The sequence below is a fragment of the Pseudomonas sp. SP16.1 genome (assembly GCF_052682975.1).
The window spans coordinates 1,158,805-1,175,631 of sequence record NZ_JBQYFZ010000001.1 but is presented as its reverse complement, the minus strand read 5'-3'; the positions used below and the strand labels follow the sequence as shown (position 1 = coordinate 1,175,631).

The window sequence follows — 16,827 nt, the reverse complement described above, 5'->3', positions numbered from 1 at the left end:
GCCGCGCGCACCAGCGGTCCTTTTCAGCGGCGCGCTCCGGCAATTGAATGCCAGCGGTGCACGCGGCGCACCCTAGCGACCGCCTGCCACTGCTTTGACGCCACTCGGCAGTCGTGCTTGGCGGGCTGCCCCCCCTTGGTTATGATCCCCGCCCATCGAGCCCCTGGCTCAGGTCTTGCAGACCAGCCCAGGCGTCCAGCAAGAGGCGCCAAATAATCAGCAGGGACAGTTTCAGCAGATGAAGTCAGTCACCCCCAGCCGCGCCAATGGTCTGCCGACGCCGCCGCTGCGCGAGTACTATTCGCGCGTCCTGGCCTACATCGCCACGGCGGCCAGCATCGCCGCCGGCACCCTGGTCGGCCACTTCGCCTACGACATCCTGTGGATGGTGCCCTACGCCCTGCTCTACCCGCACCTGGCGCACAACCTCAGCCGGCGCTTCAAGCGCGACCATCCGCAGCAGACCGATCTGGCCCTGCTGTTCATCGACGCCCTGCATGCCGGCGCCGCCTCGGTGCTGCTGGGTTTTTCCAGCGTGCCCGGGCTGATGTTCCTGCTGACCCTGAGTTTCAGCGCGCTGGTCATCGGCGGTTTGCGCTACCTAGGCCTGGCCGTGCTGGTGGCGATCAGCAGCCTGCTGCTGTGCGCCACCCTGCTCGACGTCCGCATCAACACCGACACACCGACGCCGGTGGCGCTGGTCAGCATCCTGTTCGCCACGCTGTACATCTGCATTACCGCCTACTTCGTCAACCAGCAGGGCCTGCGCCTGGCCCAGGTGCGCAGCGAGATCAAGCGCGAGCAGGAAAAGGCCGCGCGGCTGGCGCGCAACCTGGCCAAGTACCTGTCGCCGCAAGTGTGGGAGTCGATCTTCACCGGCAAGAAGAGCGTGCGCCTGGAAACCCAGCGCAAGAAGCTCACGGTGTTCTTCTCCGACATCAAGGGCTTTACTGAGCTGTCCGAGGAACTGGAAGCCGAGGCGCTGACCGACCTGCTCAACACCTACCTCAACGAGATGTCGAAGATCTGCCTGAAATACGGCGGCACCATCGACAAGTTCATCGGCGATGCGGTGATGATCTTCTTCGGCGACCCCAGCAGCCAGGGCGCGAAGAAGGATGCGGTGGCGGCGGTTTCCATGGCCATCGCCATGCGTAAGCACATGAAGGTGCTGCGCCAGCAGTGGCGCGCCCAGGGCATCACCAAGCCGCTGGAGATCCGCATGGGCCTCAATACCGGCTACTGCACGGTGGGCAACTTCGGCGCCGACACACGCATGGACTACACCATCATCGGCCGCGACGTGAACCTCGCCAGCCGCCTGGAAAGCGCCGCCGAATCGGGCGAGATCCTCATCTCCCACGAGACCTACTCGCTGGTCAAGGACGTGATCATGTGCCGCGACAAGGGCCAGATCGCCGTCAAGGGCTTCACCCGTCCGGTGCAGATCTACCAGGTGGTGGATTTCCGCCGCGACCTGGGCGCCACTTCCAGCTACGTCGAGCACGAGCTGCCAGGCTTCTCCATGTACCTGGACACCAACGGCATCCAGAACTTCGACAAGGAGCGGGTGATCCAGGCGCTCAGCCAGGCCGCCGAGAAGCTGCGCGACAAGGTCATTCTCTAGGTGGGTGCGTGGCGCACGCTCATGTAGGGTGCGCCGTGCGCACCGAGGAAAACCGCTAGCGACTTTCCACCAACGCCTCGCCCAGCATTGCCGGCTCGCCGTCGACCAAGGGTTGCAAGGCCAGAAATTCCAGCGCCGAGGCGCGCCAGGACTGCGCCGCCGCAAGCGTGGCGCAACGCGCGCGGTCCAGCTCCAGCGCCGCCAGGCAGGCGACGCCGAGGTCCTCGTCCATCGCCCCGCTGATGCCCTGCTGCAACACGTCCAGCGGCCCGGCCACCGGATAGGCGGCCACCGGCGTGCCGCAGGCCAGCGCCTCCAGCATCACCAGCCCGAAGGTGTCGGTGCGCGAGGGGAACACCAGCACCGATGCGTCCTGATAAGCCTTGGCCAGCGCCTGGCCATGGCGGTAACCGAGAAAGCGCACCTGCGGATAACGCACCTGCAATGCCTCGCGCTGCGGGCCGTCGCCGACCACGCGCTTCTCGCCGGGCAGCTGCAGGTCGAGGAAGGCCTCGAGGTTCTTTTCCGGGGCGATACGCCCGACGTAGAGAAACACCGGGCGCGGCGACCGCGGGCGCTCGCCGTCGACGCGAAACAGCTCGGTGTCGACACCCTTGCGCCACAGGCGTAGCCGCTGCAGGTTCCAGCCGGCGAACTCCTCGCGCAGGCGCTCGGTGCTCACCAGCACCGCCTGGCTGGGCCGATGGAAGGCGCGCAGGAAGGCATAGCCCCAGCGCGGCGCGATCCACGGCCAGCGGGTGCTGACGTACTCGGGAAAACGGGTGTGGATGGCCGTGGAAAAGGCCAGGCCGCGTTTGCTCAGCCAGCGCCGCGCCGCCCAGCCCAGCGGGCCTTCGGTGGCCAGATGAACGCAGTCGGGACGAAAGTCGCGGATCGCCGCGCCGACCCGCCACAGGTTCCACACCAGCGGAATTTCCGGATAGGTCGGACAGGGTACGGCGCGAAAGTCGGCCGGCGACAGCAGCCTGACCTGATGGCCCAAGCCACGCAGCTCGCCCACCAGGGCCGCCAGGCTGGTGACCACGCCGTTGACCTGTGGCGCCCAGGCGTCGCTGACGATCAGTATCCTCATGCCCCGCTCTCGAGCACGGTCGCGGCCTGCTCCTCGCCGACCAGGCGCGCCTGCGCCTCCGCCAGGCGATACAGCTCGATCTGCCCGTCCCAGTGCTCGATCAGCGCGGTGCAGGATTCCACCCAGTCGCCGCAGTTCATGTACTCCACGCCACCGACCTGGCGGATCTCGGCGTGGTGAATGTGCCCGCAGACCACGCCCTGCAGGCCACGCTTGACGCATTCGTGGGCGATGGCCTCCTCGAAGTCGCTGATGAAGTTCACCGCGGTCTTGACCTTGTGCTTGAGGTACGCCGACAGCGACCAGTAGCCGTAGCCCCAGCGGCTGCGCCAGTGGTTGAGCCAGCGGTTGAGGGTCAGGGTGAATTCGTAGGCGGAGTCGCCGAGAAAGGCCAGCCAGCGGTGGTAGCGGGTGATCACGTCGAACTGGTCGCCATGGATCACCAGCAGGCGGCGGCCGTCGACGGTGACGTGCTCGGCCTCGTCGACCAGCTGGATGTTGCCCAGCATCAGGCTGGAGTAGCGGCGCAGGAACTCGTCGTGGTTGCCGGTGACGTAGATCACCTCGGTGCCGCGCTTGCTCATGGTCAGCAGGCGGCGGATCACGTTGCTGTGCGCCTGCGGCCAGTAGATGCCGCCGCGCAGCTTCCAGCCGTCGATGATATCGCCGACCAGGTAGATGCGGTCGGCGTGATAGCGCTTGAGGAAGGCCGCCAGGTGCTCGGCCTGGCAGTCGCGGGTGCCGAGGTGCACGTCGGAGATCCACAGGGTGCGGACACGTTGCTTGCGGCTGGGCTTGGCGAGCTGGGCGTGGGTCACAGGCGGGCTCCGGCTGGGTTTCGACGAGCTTGGAACCTGGCAGTGAAGGCCGTGTGACAGGCAAAAGACCGTTCGATGACGCAGCGCAAAGCAGGGACAGGCGGTACACTCCGGGCGTTGCCGAGGAAGCCGCCATGTCGCCGATCCTGTCCCTGCGTCACTACAGCCATGAAACACTCAGTCACAGCCACGAGCATGCCCAGTTGGTGTTCGGCCTGGCCGGCGAGTTGCAATTCGAAGTCGACGGCCAGGGCAGCCGGGTGCGGCGCCACCAGCTCGCGGTGGTGCCGGCCACGGCCCGCCATACCTGCGGCAGCCCGCAGGGCAGCCAGTGCCTGGTGCTGGATCTGCCGGCCAACGACTGGCTCGAACGCCAGCTCGGCCACCATGCGAGCGACATTCAGCGCCTGCTGGACAGTCCGCGAGCGCTGCAGCTCGATCCGGTTCAGGGCCAACTGCTCGGCTGGCTCGCCAGCAGCCCGATCAACGACGCGGTGATCGCCAATCAGGGCGCCGCCCTGCTGCTCGGCAGCCTGGCCTGCGGCGAACAGCGGGCCCGGCGCGACGGCCTGCCGCTGGCGGCGCTGGATCGCTACATCGAGCGACACGCCGCGCATCCGCTGCAGGTCGCCGACCTGGCGCGCCTGGCCGGGCTGTCGGTGGCGCGCTTCCATGCCCGTTTCCTCGCCGAGACCGGATTGACGCCGATGGAGCACCTGCGCAACCAGCGCCTGCGCCTGGGCGAGCGCCTGCTGCTCGGCAGCGACCTGGCCGTCGGCGAAGTGGCGGCGCGGGTCGGCTACGCCTCGCAGAGTGCCTTTACCGCCGCCCTCTCCCGGTATCTGGGCGTCACCCCGCGGCAATTGCGCCGCGGCCGCTAGCAACCTCAGCGGCACAGCGCTCTCGTAGGGTGGGTTAGCCCCCTGCCGCGCTGGCTGGCTAAGCCACCAAGACCGGTGCGGCGTAACCCACCATAGGCGCCGCTCGATCCACCCCTGCTGGGAGCCATGGTGCGCACGGCGCACACTTGTTAGGCGCCCGCGAGAGTCCGACGACAAAACTCGCCACTCCTGCGACAGACAGCCATGTACGAGACACCTAGACTGCGCGGCAGTAACCAGGAGTAGCCCATGCAACAGATCGAATGGCAGGACTTCGAGAAAGTGGAGCTGCGCGTCGGCACCATCCGCTCCGCGCGACCCAACGACAAGGCCGTCAAACCCGCCTACGTGCTCGAGGTGGACCTCGGCGAACTCGGTATCAAGACCTCCAGCGCCCAGATCACCGCGCACTATGGCTGCGACGAACTGCTCGGCCGTCAGGTACTGTGCGTATGCAATTTCGCCCCCAAGCGCATCGCCGGGATGCGCTCCGAGGTGTTGGTGACCGGGGTCTACGACAGCGCCAACCGCGTGGTCCTGGCCGGCTTCGACAAGCCGCTGCCCAACGGCGCGCGCCTGGCATGAAGCAACGCAGCGCCTTGCTGGCGATTCACCTCGGCGCCCTGCTGTTCGGCCTGTCGGGCATCTTCGGCAAATTGGCGGCGACCACGCCGAACATGATCGCCGGCGGCCGGGCGCTGTTCGCCATCCTCGCCCTGGGTCTGGCCGCCCTGCTCTGGCGTCGCCATGACGCACTGCGACCGAGCCTGCGCCAGAGCGCCCTGCTGGCCCTCGGCGGGCTGCTACTCGGTGCGCACTGGGTGACCTTCTTCGAGGCGGTCAAGGTCGCCGGGGTGGCCATCGCCACGCTCGGCTTCGCCAGTTTCCCGGCCTTCACCGTGTTGCTGGAGGGGCTGCTGTTTCGCGAACGCACCCGGCCCATGGAGTTCGCCATGGTCGGTGTGGTCTGCCTCGGGCTGATCCTGGTAACCCCGGAATTCAGCCTCGCCAGCAGCGCGACCGGCGGCCTGCTGTGGGCGGTGCTGTCCGGCTTGCTGTTCGCCCTGCTGTCGCTGCTCAACCGCGCCAGCACCCGCGGCCTCGACCCGGTGCAGGCGGCGCTGTACCAGAACATCACGGTGTTCGTCTGCTTCATGCCGCTGGCCTGGCCGCTGCTGCCCAGCGTGCGACCGATGGACTGGCTGTGGCTGGCGATGCTCGGCATCTTCTGCACCGGCCTGGCGCACAGCCTGTTCGTCGCCAGCCTGCGCGTACTCAAGGCGCGCACCACCGCGGTGATCTTCGCCCTGGAGCCGGTCTACGGCATCCTCTTCGCCTGGTGGCTGTTCAGCGAACAGCCGACCCTGCGCATGCTGGCCGGTGGCACGCTGATCGTCAGTGCCATCTTCGTCTCGGCGCGGATGGCGCGCTGAACCCGTAGCCATGGTGCACATGGCGCACCCGACAATTAGCGGTCGTTGTGGCCCAGGTCGCGGGCCGGGTCGATCAGGTCGCGCACCCGCTGCTTGAGCACCTTGGCCTCGGGGAAACCGCCGTCGGCCTTGCGCTCCCAGATCTGCACGCCGTCGCAGAGGATGCGGAAAACCCCGCCTGTGCCCGGCTCAAGGCTGACCCTGCCAAGTTCGTCGGCGAAGGTGCTGAGCAGCTCCTGGGCCAGCCAGGCGGCGCGCAGCAGCCATTGGCACTGGGTGCAATAGGTGATGACGATCTGCGGTTTCTGCTCGGACATGGCGATGGCTCTGGGACGGGGAGTTGCCGCCTATGATAGCCGCCTTCGCCGTGCGTGGGCTGGCCCCGGCCGGCCACAGGCCGGGCAGATTGTGCTAGCGCTCCAGTCGTTTCAGGTTCGGCGTCCGGCAGAGGCACCCTCGCTAACGACCTGCGCCCCCGGCATGGCATCGGCATACGAGTCCGGGCCGCCCAGGGCCGTGAGACGATTCAGGCGATCTCCGCCAGCAGTTGGCGCGCGGCCTGCTTCTGCTGGGCGTCGCCATGGTCGATCACCTCGTTAAGGATGTCGCAGGCGGCGACCAGGTTGCCCTGTTCGATATAGGCCAGTGCCTGATTGAGCTTGGACAGGCTCTGCGGATCGCCTGCCAGTTGCTCGATCTCGCCCTGCAACGCGGCGGTGGCATCGGCCTCGCCGGCGAAGGCATCGAGGAAATGCTCGTCGAGCAGCCCGTCATCGGGCAACGTCATTTCCATCTCGCCGAAGGCGCCGAGGTCGTCGCCCTCCTCGTGCAGCTCGAAGACTTCCGGCAACTCCCGCAGGTTGCTGGAGAAGGCCGCATCGGACTCGGCGGAAGGCTCCTCCTTCGCCTTGCTCTTGCTCGGCGAGCCAACCTCGAAGGGGCTGACCAGTTCCCAGTCGGCGTCCAGCGAGAGGTCGTCCAGGTTGAGTTGAAAATCGGGCTCGGCCACGGGTTCGGCCGCTCGCTGCGGCGCCAGCTCGTCGGCAATCGCCTGCGCGGGTTGCTGCAGCGCCGGGTAGCGGGCCTTGAGCGCCTCCAGCCGCGACGCCTCGAAGCCCTCGGCAAGCAGCACCGCCTCTTCACGGGCGAAGGCGCTGGCGTCACCCAGCTCGGCCAGCACTTCCAGCAGACGCAAGCGCAGGTCGCTACGCTGCGGATGCTGCGAGAGAGCCTTGCTCAGCTCGCCACGCGCCTCGCTGAAGCGGCCATAGGCGATATACACGTTGGCCGCTTCCAGCGGGTCGACCGGCACCAGCGGGCGCTGCTGTGGAATCGGCGCAGGAGCGGGCGCCGGACGCACGGCCGGAATGGCCACCGCGGCCGGCGGCACAGGCTCCACCACAGCCGGTCGTTGCGCTTGCGGCTCGACCTGTACCACCTGCGGCTCGGCTTTACGTCGGCGCCGCGCGGCCGCCAACAGGGCGCCGAGCAGCAACAGCAGCACCACGCCGGCCGAGAGCAGGTAGAGCGACCAGTCGCGCTGGCCGACCGCCTGTGATGCCCGGGTTGCCGGGGCGTCGGCCGGAGCCGTCTGCTCGGCCGGCGCGGTCGTGCGCTGCTCTGCCAGCCCGGCCAGCTGCGCGTCCTTCTGCGCCAGCTGCTCCTGCAACTGCTGAACTTGCAACTGCAGTTGCGCCAGGCCCTGCTGCAGCTGCAGGTTCTCCGCGGCCTGGCTGGCCAGTTCGAGGTCGACCTGGCGTTGTTTCTCCGCCAGCTGCTGGAGCTCGCTGGACGCTGCCAGCACCGGTCCCGGCGCCGTCAGCAGCTCCTCCGATGAAGCCTCGATATCTGCCGTCGCGGACGCCTCGGCCGGAGCGCTGGCAACGGTGGTAGCAGCCTCGGCAGCACGCGCCGCATCGGGCAGCAGCAGCTCGACGCCGGCCATCAGCCGGTTGGCATCACCGCCGACGAAAGCCGCCGGATTGAGGGCGTGGATACCCTCCATCAGCGCCTGCTGCGACAGCGTGCTGCCCTGCCTGCGCAGGTCGGCCGCGATCGACCACAGGCTGTCCCCACGCGCCACCTGCTGTCGATGGCCCAGCCCGGCGCTCGGCGGCGTCACGCTTCGCGCGGGGGATGCCGGAGCAGGCGCCACGCGGGGCACAGCCCCATCCACCGCATAGCTCGGTGCAGCCACCGGGGTGAAGGCGGAGGAGCCCGGCGGGTCGAGCAGGACGGTGTATTCGCGCAGCAGCTGGCTGCCCGGACGGGCCAGCTCGACGATGAAATTCAGGTACGGCTCGCGCACAGGCCGGTTCGACACCACCCTGATCACGCTGCGCGAGCCGCGCAGCAGCGGAGTGAAGCGCAGGTCGTTGAGAAAATACAAACGCTCGACACCCGAGCGGCTGAACACCTCGGCGGGAGCCAGGGCAATGCGCATGTCCTCGGCGCCGAGGTCGCCGACCTCGAGCAGCTCGATTTCCGCCTCCAGCGGCTGATTCAAAGCCGAATGCAGGGTGATCTCGCCCAAACCCAGCGCCGGCGCCATCCCCGAATAGAGGGCCGAACCCGAGGCCAAACCCAACATCAACTGACGTACCCGAGCCATGTGACCTCCAAGGTTATGCAGGCTCGAACGCCGCCTCCTCCACTTCCTGTATGAGCATCCCCTGGCCGGGAGGCTGGCGCCCTCAACGACAGGCCGACATCATCCCTGTCGGTCCTGGCTCGTAAGCAGTATGGCTACTAATTCACAAAGTAGCGGCTGGGCGCCAGTTTGCCGACGAAGGCATATCGCCATCAAGTGGTTTCAGTCAAAAACCAGTCATCGATTCATCCAGACCGGATCAAAGGGCGGGAAATTGACAGACGCAGGCATCGATCCGCATCACTTCAGCAGGTTGCCGAGCACTCGTGCATGGACCTGTTGGCAGCGGCGCAAATCTTCCTCGTCGATGCCGGCGAAGACTTCCTGACGCAGCTGGGTGGAGATCGCCTCGATCTTCTCGATCAGTGGCTGTGCCTTGGGCTGCAGGGCGATCTTCTTGGCGCGGCGGTCTTCGGGCACGGCGATGCGGGTCACCAGTTCCTGGGCCTCCAGGCTATCGAGCAGGCGCGCCAGGGTGGGGCCCTCCACGCCGACACTTTGCGCCAGCTCGCGCTGGGTCGGCATTTCCGTGAAGCGTGCCAGGTGCAGCAGCACCAGCCAACGAGCCTGGGACAGCCCCAGGCCCACCAGGCGGCGATCGAGTTCGGAGCGCCAGGCGCGCGACAGCTGGGCGACCTGCATGGCAAAACGGTGTTGATCAGGGTAGGACATGGACAGCGGGCTCTTACAAAGGTCAAAAACTAATTATTAGTAAGCTAGCCATAACCCGTCCATAGAGCAACCCCGGATTGCGCCCCCAGCGTTTCAGAATGCGACGAACATGCCGGATGCGTCGCTGATCAGGCCACCACCTGGTTGCGGCCGAGCGCCTTGGCCTCGTATAGAGCCCGGTCGGCATGCTCGTAGAGCTGGCTCGGCTCACTCTGCATGGCAGGGCTCAGACAGGCGACGCCGATGGACATGGTCAGCACGCTGGCGCTGTCGGAACGCTGGTGCGGGATGTTCAGGTCCTGCAGTGCCTGACGTAGCGCTTCGCCCCGGCGCCTGGCCTCCTCGACGCCGATGTCGAACAGCAGCAGGGCGAACTCCTCGCCGCCCAGGCGCACCCCCATGTCCAGCGGACGCCGCGCCGCCTGCTCGATCAGCACGCCGACCTGGTGCAGCGCGGTGTCGCCAGCCTGATGGCCGTAACAGTCGTTGTAGGCCTTGAAGTGATCGACATCGCACAGCAGCAACGCCAGCGACTGGTCGTCACGCTGCGCCTGGCGCCACAGCCGCTCGAACTGGCGGTTGAAGCTGCGCCGATTGTGCAATCCGGTAAGGCTGTCGCGATCGGCCAACAGGCGCATCAGCCGGCTGACCAGGAAGTTCTCCCGCGACTTGTACTCCAGCAGATAGCAGCCCACCGCCCCCATCAGGTTGCCGAACGACAGGAACAGCACGTTGTTGATCAGTCGCGGCACGGGCAACCCGGCCAACCACTCGGCGCAGATGTACACCAGCAGCACCGCCAGGGCGCAGGCCAGTGCCTCGCTCAGGCGCAGGCCGACGAGAAAGTACGCAGCCATGCTCACCAGCAAAAGGCCTTCGTAGGGATAGCCGGGATCGGCGTCATGGGCGATACCGACGATGCTCGCTGCGCCCACGCCGAGGGCGAGGATGCACAGCAGGCTCAGGGGCAGCAGCAGGTGGGTATGGCGGCGATGCAGGATGAGTGCGGCGCAGACCAGCAGGATCGCCAGCACCAGCAGGCGCACGGCGAGAATCCACCACAGATGCGGCGCCTCCACCACCACCAGGTCGAGCAGGGCGAAGGCCAGCCAGATGACCACGGCCACGCTGAGCGCGATGCGCTTGAGCTCGAAGCTGTCGTCCAACAAATGAGCGCGATATTCACGCTCCAGCAGGCGGGAAAAGCGCAAGCCACGAAAGCCCAGGCTGAGCTGGTCGGCGTAGGGACTGGGGCGAACGTCGTCGAGCCAGGCGTGATAGCTGGGCACCATTACCTCGTCTGTTGGCGGCCTGCCCACACCTTAGCCTCGCCAGCGAATCGCCGCCAGATTCAGGCTGCGGCGAACGTCCGGACAAGGCGTACTGGCGAAACCGTGCGCCGTCGGTACGTCGTGTTCGGCGCAGCGGCGGCAGGCCGTTCGCCACGAGAGCTCGACGTCTCGCTCGGCCGCCAGCGACTCACAGCTCGAACTCGACCTGCAGTGCCGCCCGCACGCAATACAGCACCGCCTCGTCGACCCGCCCGGCGAACAGTGGCGCGATCTCGCCCACCGCCGGTAGCTCACCCTCGCCGTCGAGGAAGCTTTCCTGAATCTCGCCCAGCAACTCCTCCGGCAGATCCAGGGCCTGCTCCAGGGTCAGTTGCTGCTGAGAAATGGCCTCGGCCAGCAGGCTGTAGACGTTCTTCTCGCTGCAGCCGAGCTGGCTGGCGATCTGCGCCGGGGTCATGCCGGCGCGGGCCAGGCTGACCAATTCGTGACGCAGATCGGCCACCGGTGCCGGCGCCTCGTCCGCGGCGCTGCCATTGAGCACTTCCAAAAACGCCTGGCCATAGCGCTCCAGCTTGCGCGCACCGACGCCGCTGACCTGGGCCATCTCGCTCAGCGAACCGGGCTGGCTGCGCAGCATTTCCAGCAGGGTGGCATCGGGGAAGATCACGTAAGGCGGCACGCTGTGCTCCTCGGCCAGCTTACGCCGCAGGCTGCGCAGCGCCTCCCACATTTCCCGTTCATGGCCGCGCACCAGCTGGCTCGCGGCGCTGCTGGAGGCCTTGGCCGCCTGCGCCGGTTTCGGCTCGCGACGCAGTTGCAGGCCGATCTCGCCACGCAGCAGCGGGCGGCAGGTTTCGCTCAGGCGCAAACCACCGAAGCCGTCCAGGTCGACGTCGGCCAGGCCACGCGCCACCAACTGGCGGAACAGGGTGCGCCACTCGCCTTCGGAAAACGCCTTGCCGATACCGAACACGGCCAGGTGCTGGTGGCCGGAGGCACGAATCTTGTCGTTGTCGCGGCCGAGCAGGATGTCCACCAGATGACCGACGCCGTAGCGCTGGCCGCTGCGGTAGATGGCCGACAGCGCCTGGCGCGCCGGCTCGGTGGCGTCCCAGGTCTCGACGCCGTCGATGCAGTTGTCGCAATGGCCGCAGGGCTGGGCCAGCTCCTCGTCGAAATAGGCCAGCAGGGCCTGACGGCGGCAGCGGGTTTCCTCGCACAGGGCGAGCATGGCGTCGAGCTTGTGCTGCTCGATGCGCTTGTGCCGCTCGTCGCCCTCGGAGTTGTTGAGCATCTGCTTGAGGAAGATCACGTCCTGCAGGCCGTAGGCCATCCAGGCGTCGGCGGGCAGACCGTCGCGGCCGGCGCGGCCGGTTTCCTGGTAGTAGGCCTCCAGCGACTTGGGCAGGTCGAGGTGGCAGACGAAGCGCACGTTGGGCTTGTCGATGCCCATGCCGAAGGCGATGGTTGCCACCATGATCAGCCCTTCCTCGTTGAGAAAGCGCCTCTGGTGGTAGGCGCGCAGCTCGTTGGACAGCCCGGCATGATAGGGCAGCGCGGGAAAGCCCTGACTGCTGAGGAAGTCGGCGACCTCCTCGACCTTCTTGCGCGACAGGCAGTAGACGATGCCGGCATCGCCCTTGCGGGCGGCGAGAAAGCCCAGCAGTTGCTTGCGCGGCTGGTCCTTGGGCTGGATGCGGTAGAAGATGTTGGGCCGGTCGAAACTCGACAGGAAGCGCTCGGCGTCGCCCAGGTGCAGGCGCTGGACGATTTCCTCGCGGGTGCGCTTGTCCGCCGTCGCGGTCAGGGCGATGCGCGGCACCTGCGGGAACAGCTCGGCGAGCTGGCCGAGCTGCAGATACTCGGGGCGGAAATCGTGGCCCCACTGCGAGACGCAGTGCGCCTCGTCGATGGCGAACAGGGCGATGTCGAGGCCCTGCAGGAAGCTCAGCATGCGCGGCTGCACCAGACGCTCGGGGGCCAGATAGAGGAACTTGATCTCGCCGCGGCGGATGCGCTCGGCGATCTCGCGCTGTTCCTCAGTACTCAGGGTGGAGTTCAGCGCCACCGCGGCCACCCCCAGCTCGTCGAGGGTGGCGACCTGGTCTTCCATCAGCGCGATCAGCGGCGAGACGATCACCGCCAGGCCACCGCGCAACAGCCCGGGCACCTGGTAGCACAGCGACTTGCCGCCGCCGGTGGGCATCAGCACCAGGGCATCGCCGCCGCCGGCCACGCGCTCGATGATCGCGGCCTGGTTGCCGCGGAAGGCGTCGTAGCCGAAAACGTCTTTGAGAATGCGCTGGGCGTGGTCGAGCATGAAGGCCTCCGAATCGAGCCGCGCATTATGCCGCAGGATGGCAGGCAACAGGGCGCCTGCCCGTCCGAAGCCGCCGTTTTGGCGCCGCCCTGCCCAGTCGCTATGGCCGCTGCGGCGGCTGTGGACTAGAATCCAGCCTCGTTTACTCCTTCAAGGTAGCCCCACGATGTCCTTCGCCGAGCAACTGTCCCGCCTGCAAGCCTTCCTCGATGCCGATGAGCTGCATGAAGAGGCCCTGGACTACGTGGCCGCCCATGGCTACCTGACCGCCCTGTCGATCTGCCCCGACCAGGTGCCCGAGCGCGAATGGATCGATGCCCTGTTCGCCGAGCCACCGCACTACCGCAGCGAGGCCGAGCGCGAGGAGATCGAGAACACCCTGGTCCACCTCAAGGCGCATATCGCCCGCCAGCTGGCCGGTGAGGAAGAGCCCGAACTGCCCTGCGAGCTGGACCTGGGCGAGGATCCGGACGATTCCGACCTGCGTGGCTGGTGCATCGGCTTCATGGAAGGCGTGTTCCTGCGCGAGGCGGTGTGGTTCGAGGACGCTGAGGACGAAGTCAGCGAGCTGCTGCTGCCGATCATGGTCGGCTCCGGCCTGTTCGACGAGCAGCCCGAGTTCGCCGAGATCGCCCGCGACCGCGACCTGGTGGACAGCATGATCGACCAGATTCCCGAACTGCTCACCGCGCTGTTCCTGCTGTGCCAGGCGCCGGAAGAGAAGCCGGCGCTGCTCAAGCCCCGCCAGCACTGATCCAGCGGGCCGGGGCCGGGCGCCCCGGCTGCCGTCCGCCCAGGCCCGACGATGCCGCGCGAGATCCAGGAAAGCCGTCACCGCGGCATCCGCTACCTGCTGCTGGCACTCGGCTGGCTGAGCGTGGTGCTGGGCGTGATCGGCATCTTCGTGCCGGTGCTACCGACCACCCCCTTCCTGCTGCTGGCGGCCGCCTGTTTCGTGCGCAGCTCGAAGCGTTTCTACATCTGGCTGGTCACCCATCCGCGCCTGGGGCCCTGGATCCGCGATTACCTGGACGGCCAGGGCATTCCGCTCAAGGGCAAGGTCTACGCGCTGTCGCTGATGTGGGCGAGCATCGCCCTGTCCTGTTACCTGGTGCCCCTGCCCTGGGCCCGCGCCTTCATGCTCACCAGCGCGGCGTTGGTCAGCCTGTACATCCTCAAGCAGAAGACCCTGCCCAACCCCTGAAGCAGTGCCGCTGCGCGCCGGGAATTTAACCCGGCTGCAATCGGCGGCTGAAACCGCCCCCGGATTTCATCCGGGCTAAAAGGGCAAATCGCCACCGCGTCGCCTAGACTTCAGCCGATCAAAGCGGAGATGCAGCCCCATGCGGCCGAGGCAACGCATTCAGGGATGGCAACGGTGCCTGCTGATCCTGTGGGTCGGCAGCGGGCTGCTGGCCGGCCTGGCGCTGGCCAGCTGGGACTTCGCCCTGATCGTGGGCAACGCAGAGAAACGCTACGGCAACCTCGGCGCCGCCAAGCAACGCATCCTCGCCTGGGATGACCTGATCAGGGGCAGCGCCGACCTGACGGAGGCGGACAAGCTCAACGAGGTCAATCGCTTCTTCAACCGCACCGTCCGCTTCACCGACGATATCCGCCTGTGGCAGCAGAACGATTACTGGGCGACGCCCGTGGAAACGCTGGTCAAGGGCGCCGGCGACTGCGAGGACTACTCCATCGCCAAGTACTTCACCTTGCGCCGCCTCGGCATTCCCAGCGAGAAGCTGCGCATCACCTACGTCAAGGCCCTCAATTACAACCAGGCCCATATGGTGCTCACCTACTACTCCAGCCCCGTCTCCGAGCCCCTGGTGCTGGACAACCTGATCAACGACATTCGTCCCGCCTCGCAGCGCCGGGACCTGCTGCCGGTCTACGCGTTCAACGCCGAAGGTCTCTACCTGCCGGGGTCCAGCACCCGCAAGAGCGATTCGAAGAAGCTTTCGCGCTGGCAGGACATCCTGAAAAAAATGCGTGCGGAGGGCTTCGCCATCGGCGAAGGCTAGGAGGAAGCATCCATGTCCCTACTAAAGCAGTTGTTTCTCGCCATTTGCCTGTTTCTGGTGGTGGCCTTCACCGGCAGCTTCATCGCCGGGGTGGAGAACTCGCGCGAACAGTTGCTCGGCCAGCTGCGCTCGCACGCCCAGGATGCGGCCACGGCGCTGGGCCTGTCGATGGCGCCGCATGTGGACGACCCGGCGATGCTCGAGCTGATGGTCAGCTCGATCTTCGACAGCGGCTACTTCGCCAGCATCCGTGTGGTACGCATTCCCGACGACAGCCCGATAGTCGAGCGCCGTGCCGAGATCAAGCCGGAGAACGTACCGGCGTGGTTCATGGAGCTGGTCGACCTGCAGCCCCAGGGCGGCGATGCGCTGATCATGCGCGGCTGGGAGCAGGCCGCAAGGGTGGAGGTGCTCAGTCATCCGCAGTTCGCCCTGGCCAAGCTCTGGGAAAGCGCCATCGGCAGCCTGCTCTGGCTGCTGCTGTGCGGCCTGGTCAGCGCGATACTCGGTGGCTGGCTGCTGCGTACACAGCTGCGCCCGCTGGACAAGATGGTGCAGCAGGCGCAAGCCATCAGTCGCCGCGAGTTCCTCACCCTGCCGCGCGTACCGCGCACACCGGAACTCAAGCGCGTGGTGCTGGCGATGAACCAGATGGTCGACAAGCTCAAGGCCCTGTTCGCCGAAGAGGCCGCGCGCAGCGAGAAGCTGCGCGAGGAGGCCTATCAGGACAGCCTCACCGGCCTGGCCAATCGTCGCCAGTTCGACATCCGCCTGAGCAACCAGCTGGTGCTCAACGAACAGCACACCGACGGCTATCTGCTACTGCTGCGGGTCAACGACCTCGGCGGCCTCAACCAGCGTATCGGCGGCCAGCGCACCGACGCCCTGATCTGCGCCATCGGCGAGCTGCTCAAGCGCCTGCTCGACGACCCGCGCCGCAGCGAATGGCTGGCCGCGCGCAGCCGCGGCGGTGAGTTCACCCTGCTGGTGCCCGGCCTGAGCGCAGAGGATGCCGAGCAGCTGGCCATCAGCCTCAGCGACGGTCTCGACAGCCTGCGCCAGACCGGCGCCAGCGACCGCGACCCCGTGGCCCATATCGGCGTTGCCGCCTTCCGCCCGGGCGAGGCACCCGGCGCGGTGATCGGCCGCGCCGACCAAGCGCTGGCGCAGGCGCAGAGCAACGCCGATAAATGTTGGGAACGCCTCGACGACTTCACCGCACCGACCAGCCAGGGGCTGCATGACTGGCGCACCTGGATCGACGAGGCGCTGAACCAGGGCAAGCTGCAGCTGTACTTCCAGCCGGTGAGCGAATGCGCCAACCGCGAGCACCTGCTGCAGCGCAAGGTGCTGGCACGCCTGCTCGATCCGCAGGGCGAAGCCGTGGCCGCCGGGCGCTTCCTACCCTGGATCGAACGCCTCGGCTGGACCACGCGCCTGGACCTGGCGATGCTCGAACACAGCCTCGCCCACCTGGCCCAGCACCCGCAACCGTTGGCACTGAGCCTGTCGGCCGCGACCCTGCGCGACGGGCCGAGCCTGGCCAGACTGCTGGCCATGCTCGACGGCCACTCCGAGGTAGGCCATCTGCTGACCCTGGAGGTGGATGAACGCCACCTGCCACCGCCGGCGGAGCTCGAAACCTTGAGCCGGAGCGTGCGCGAGGCCGGCTTCAGCCTCGGCCTGCAGCATTTCGGCGGGCGTTTCAGCCTGATCGGCAACCTCACCCACCTCGGCCTGGCCTACCTGAAGATCGACGGCACCTATATCCGCGCCATCGATCAGGAAAGCGACAAACGCCTGTTCATCGAGGCGATCTTCCGCGCCACCAACAGCATCGATCTGCCGCTGATCGCCGAGATGGTGGAAACCGAGGGGGAATTGCGCGTGCTCGAGGAGCTCGGCGTGCATGGCGCCATGGGCCGCCTGATCGGTGCACCGGCGCCCTGGGGCGACGGATGAGCGCAGTAGCCCCGCCCCGGGGCGAATTTCTGGGAACTCGAGGTGGTCGCCC

General features: G+C 67.1%; 15 protein-coding genes. 8 read left to right on the top strand and 7 right to left on the bottom strand.

The features are described 5' to 3' along the window. Nucleotides 1-238: 238 nt before the first annotated feature. Nucleotides 239-1,627 carry an adenylate/guanylate cyclase domain-containing protein gene (locus tag ACUTAF_RS05770; RefSeq protein WP_445579077.1) on the top strand — a complete coding sequence of 463 codons (1,389 nt, stop codon included), beginning with the start codon at nucleotides 239-241 and terminating at the stop codon, nucleotides 1,625-1,627. A 55-nt stretch (nucleotides 1,628-1,682) separates the two neighbouring features. Here the strand turns inward: ACUTAF_RS05770 and ACUTAF_RS05765 are convergent, their stop codons facing one another. Continuing rightward, nucleotides 1,683-2,720 carry a glycosyltransferase family 4 protein gene (locus ACUTAF_RS05765; protein WP_445579076.1) on the bottom strand — a complete coding sequence of 346 codons (1,038 nt, stop codon included), beginning with the start codon at nucleotides 2,718-2,720 and terminating at the stop codon, nucleotides 1,683-1,685. Then, a complete protein-coding gene (locus tag ACUTAF_RS05760; protein ID WP_445579075.1) occupies nucleotides 2,717-3,538 on the bottom strand; it encodes a UDP-2,3-diacylglucosamine diphosphatase in 822 nt (273 codons plus the stop codon). Before ACUTAF_RS05760 ends, ACUTAF_RS05765 begins: the two co-directional genes overlap by 4 nt. Before the next feature lie 134 nt (nucleotides 3,539-3,672). On the opposite strand from ACUTAF_RS05760, the gene ACUTAF_RS05755 reads away from it, so the two are divergent. The 3 genes from ACUTAF_RS05755 to ACUTAF_RS05745 all read left to right on the top strand — a co-directional run bounded on the left by ACUTAF_RS05755 (nucleotide 3,673) and on the right by ACUTAF_RS05745 (nucleotide 5,852). Next, nucleotides 3,673-4,419, top strand: a complete 747-nt coding sequence (locus ACUTAF_RS05755) for an AraC family transcriptional regulator (RefSeq protein WP_445579074.1) — start codon at nucleotides 3,673-3,675, stop codon at nucleotides 4,417-4,419. A 249-nt stretch (nucleotides 4,420-4,668) separates the two neighbouring features. Next, nucleotides 4,669-5,004, top strand: coding sequence for a tRNA-binding protein (locus ACUTAF_RS05750; RefSeq protein WP_445579073.1), 336 nt, complete (start codon nucleotides 4,669-4,671; stop codon nucleotides 5,002-5,004). Then, nucleotides 5,001-5,852: a DMT family transporter gene (locus tag ACUTAF_RS05745; protein ID WP_445579072.1), complete on the top strand. Its 852-nt coding sequence runs from the start codon at nucleotides 5,001-5,003 to the stop codon at nucleotides 5,850-5,852. Before ACUTAF_RS05750 ends, ACUTAF_RS05745 begins: the two co-directional genes overlap by 4 nt. 35 nt (nucleotides 5,853-5,887) lie before the next feature. On the opposite strand, the gene ACUTAF_RS05740 is transcribed toward ACUTAF_RS05745, so the two are convergent. From ACUTAF_RS05740 to recQ, 5 genes are all read right to left on the bottom strand, one after another. Beyond that, a complete protein-coding gene (locus ACUTAF_RS05740) occupies nucleotides 5,888-6,169 on the bottom strand; it encodes an Rdx family protein (protein ID WP_445579071.1) in 282 nt (93 codons plus the stop codon). A 209-nt stretch (nucleotides 6,170-6,378) separates the two neighbouring features. Beyond that, entirely contained in the window at nucleotides 6,379-8,463 is a 2,085-nt protein-coding gene (locus ACUTAF_RS05735) for a FimV/HubP family polar landmark protein (protein WP_445579070.1), read from the bottom strand. A 279-nt stretch (nucleotides 8,464-8,742) separates the two neighbouring features. Continuing rightward, nucleotides 8,743-9,174 carry a MarR family transcriptional regulator gene (locus tag ACUTAF_RS05730; protein ID WP_445579069.1) on the bottom strand — a complete coding sequence of 144 codons (432 nt, stop codon included), beginning with the start codon at nucleotides 9,172-9,174 and terminating at the stop codon, nucleotides 8,743-8,745. 128 nt (nucleotides 9,175-9,302) lie between these two features. Continuing rightward, nucleotides 9,303-10,466 (bottom strand): GGDEF domain-containing protein, encoded by a 1,164-nt coding sequence (locus tag ACUTAF_RS05725; RefSeq protein ID WP_445579068.1) that lies wholly within the window; start codon nucleotides 10,464-10,466, stop codon nucleotides 9,303-9,305. Between the two features lie 187 nt (nucleotides 10,467-10,653). Continuing rightward, nucleotides 10,654-12,786, bottom strand: a complete 2,133-nt coding sequence (recQ, locus tag ACUTAF_RS05720) for a DNA helicase RecQ (protein ID WP_445579067.1) — start codon at nucleotides 12,784-12,786, stop codon at nucleotides 10,654-10,656. 166 nt (nucleotides 12,787-12,952) lie between these two features. On the opposite strand from recQ, the gene ACUTAF_RS05715 reads away from it, so the two are divergent. The 4 genes from ACUTAF_RS05715 to lapD all read left to right on the top strand — a co-directional run bounded on the left by ACUTAF_RS05715 (nucleotide 12,953) and on the right by lapD (nucleotide 16,775). Further along, nucleotides 12,953-13,540: a UPF0149 family protein gene (locus ACUTAF_RS05715; protein WP_445579066.1), complete on the top strand. Its 588-nt coding sequence runs from the start codon at nucleotides 12,953-12,955 to the stop codon at nucleotides 13,538-13,540. 51 nt (nucleotides 13,541-13,591) lie between these two features. Further along, entirely contained in the window at nucleotides 13,592-13,990 is a 399-nt protein-coding gene (locus ACUTAF_RS05710; protein WP_445579065.1) for a YbaN family protein, read from the top strand. 139 nt (nucleotides 13,991-14,129) lie between these two features. Next, on the top strand, nucleotides 14,130-14,813 hold the full coding sequence (lapG, locus tag ACUTAF_RS05705) for a cysteine protease LapG (protein WP_445579064.1): 684 nt from the start codon (nucleotides 14,130-14,132) through the stop codon (nucleotides 14,811-14,813). 12 nt (nucleotides 14,814-14,825) lie between these two features. Beyond that, nucleotides 14,826-16,775: a cyclic di-GMP receptor LapD gene (gene lapD, locus ACUTAF_RS05700; RefSeq protein WP_445579063.1), complete on the top strand. Its 1,950-nt coding sequence runs from the start codon at nucleotides 14,826-14,828 to the stop codon at nucleotides 16,773-16,775. The last annotated feature ends 52 nt before the right edge of the window (nucleotides 16,776-16,827 follow it).

Bases quoted from the DNA above. Each gene is read 5' to 3' on its own strand.
- ACUTAF_RS05770 (WP_445579077.1), top strand. From the start codon at position 239: ATGAAGTCAGTCACCCCCAGCCGCGCCAATGGTCTGCCGACGCCGCCG.
- ACUTAF_RS05765 (WP_445579076.1), bottom strand. From the start codon at position 2,720: ATGAGGATACTGATCGTCAGCGACGCCTGGGCGCCACAGGTCAACGGC.
- ACUTAF_RS05755 (WP_445579074.1), top strand. From the start codon at position 3,673: ATGTCGCCGATCCTGTCCCTGCGTCACTACAGCCATGAAACACTCAGT.
- ACUTAF_RS05750 (WP_445579073.1), top strand. From the start codon at position 4,669: ATGCAACAGATCGAATGGCAGGACTTCGAGAAAGTGGAGCTGCGCGTC.
- ACUTAF_RS05745 (WP_445579072.1), top strand. From the start codon at position 5,001: ATGAAGCAACGCAGCGCCTTGCTGGCGATTCACCTCGGCGCCCTGCTG.
- ACUTAF_RS05740 (WP_445579071.1), bottom strand. From the start codon at position 6,169: ATGTCCGAGCAGAAACCGCAGATCGTCATCACCTATTGCACCCAGTGC.
- ACUTAF_RS05735 (WP_445579070.1), bottom strand. From the start codon at position 8,463: ATGGCTCGGGTACGTCAGTTGATGTTGGGTTTGGCCTCGGGTTCGGCC.
- ACUTAF_RS05730 (WP_445579069.1), bottom strand. From the start codon at position 9,174: ATGTCCTACCCTGATCAACACCGTTTTGCCATGCAGGTCGCCCAGCTG.
- ACUTAF_RS05725 (WP_445579068.1), bottom strand. From the start codon at position 10,466: ATGGTGCCCAGCTATCACGCCTGGCTCGACGACGTTCGCCCCAGTCCC.
- recQ (WP_445579067.1), bottom strand. From the start codon at position 12,786: ATGCTCGACCACGCCCAGCGCATTCTCAAAGACGTTTTCGGCTACGAC.
- ACUTAF_RS05715 (WP_445579066.1), top strand. From the start codon at position 12,953: ATGTCCTTCGCCGAGCAACTGTCCCGCCTGCAAGCCTTCCTCGATGCC.
- ACUTAF_RS05710 (WP_445579065.1), top strand. From the start codon at position 13,592: ATGCCGCGCGAGATCCAGGAAAGCCGTCACCGCGGCATCCGCTACCTG.
- lapG (WP_445579064.1), top strand. From the start codon at position 14,130: ATGCGGCCGAGGCAACGCATTCAGGGATGGCAACGGTGCCTGCTGATC.
- lapD (WP_445579063.1), top strand. From the start codon at position 14,826: ATGTCCCTACTAAAGCAGTTGTTTCTCGCCATTTGCCTGTTTCTGGTG.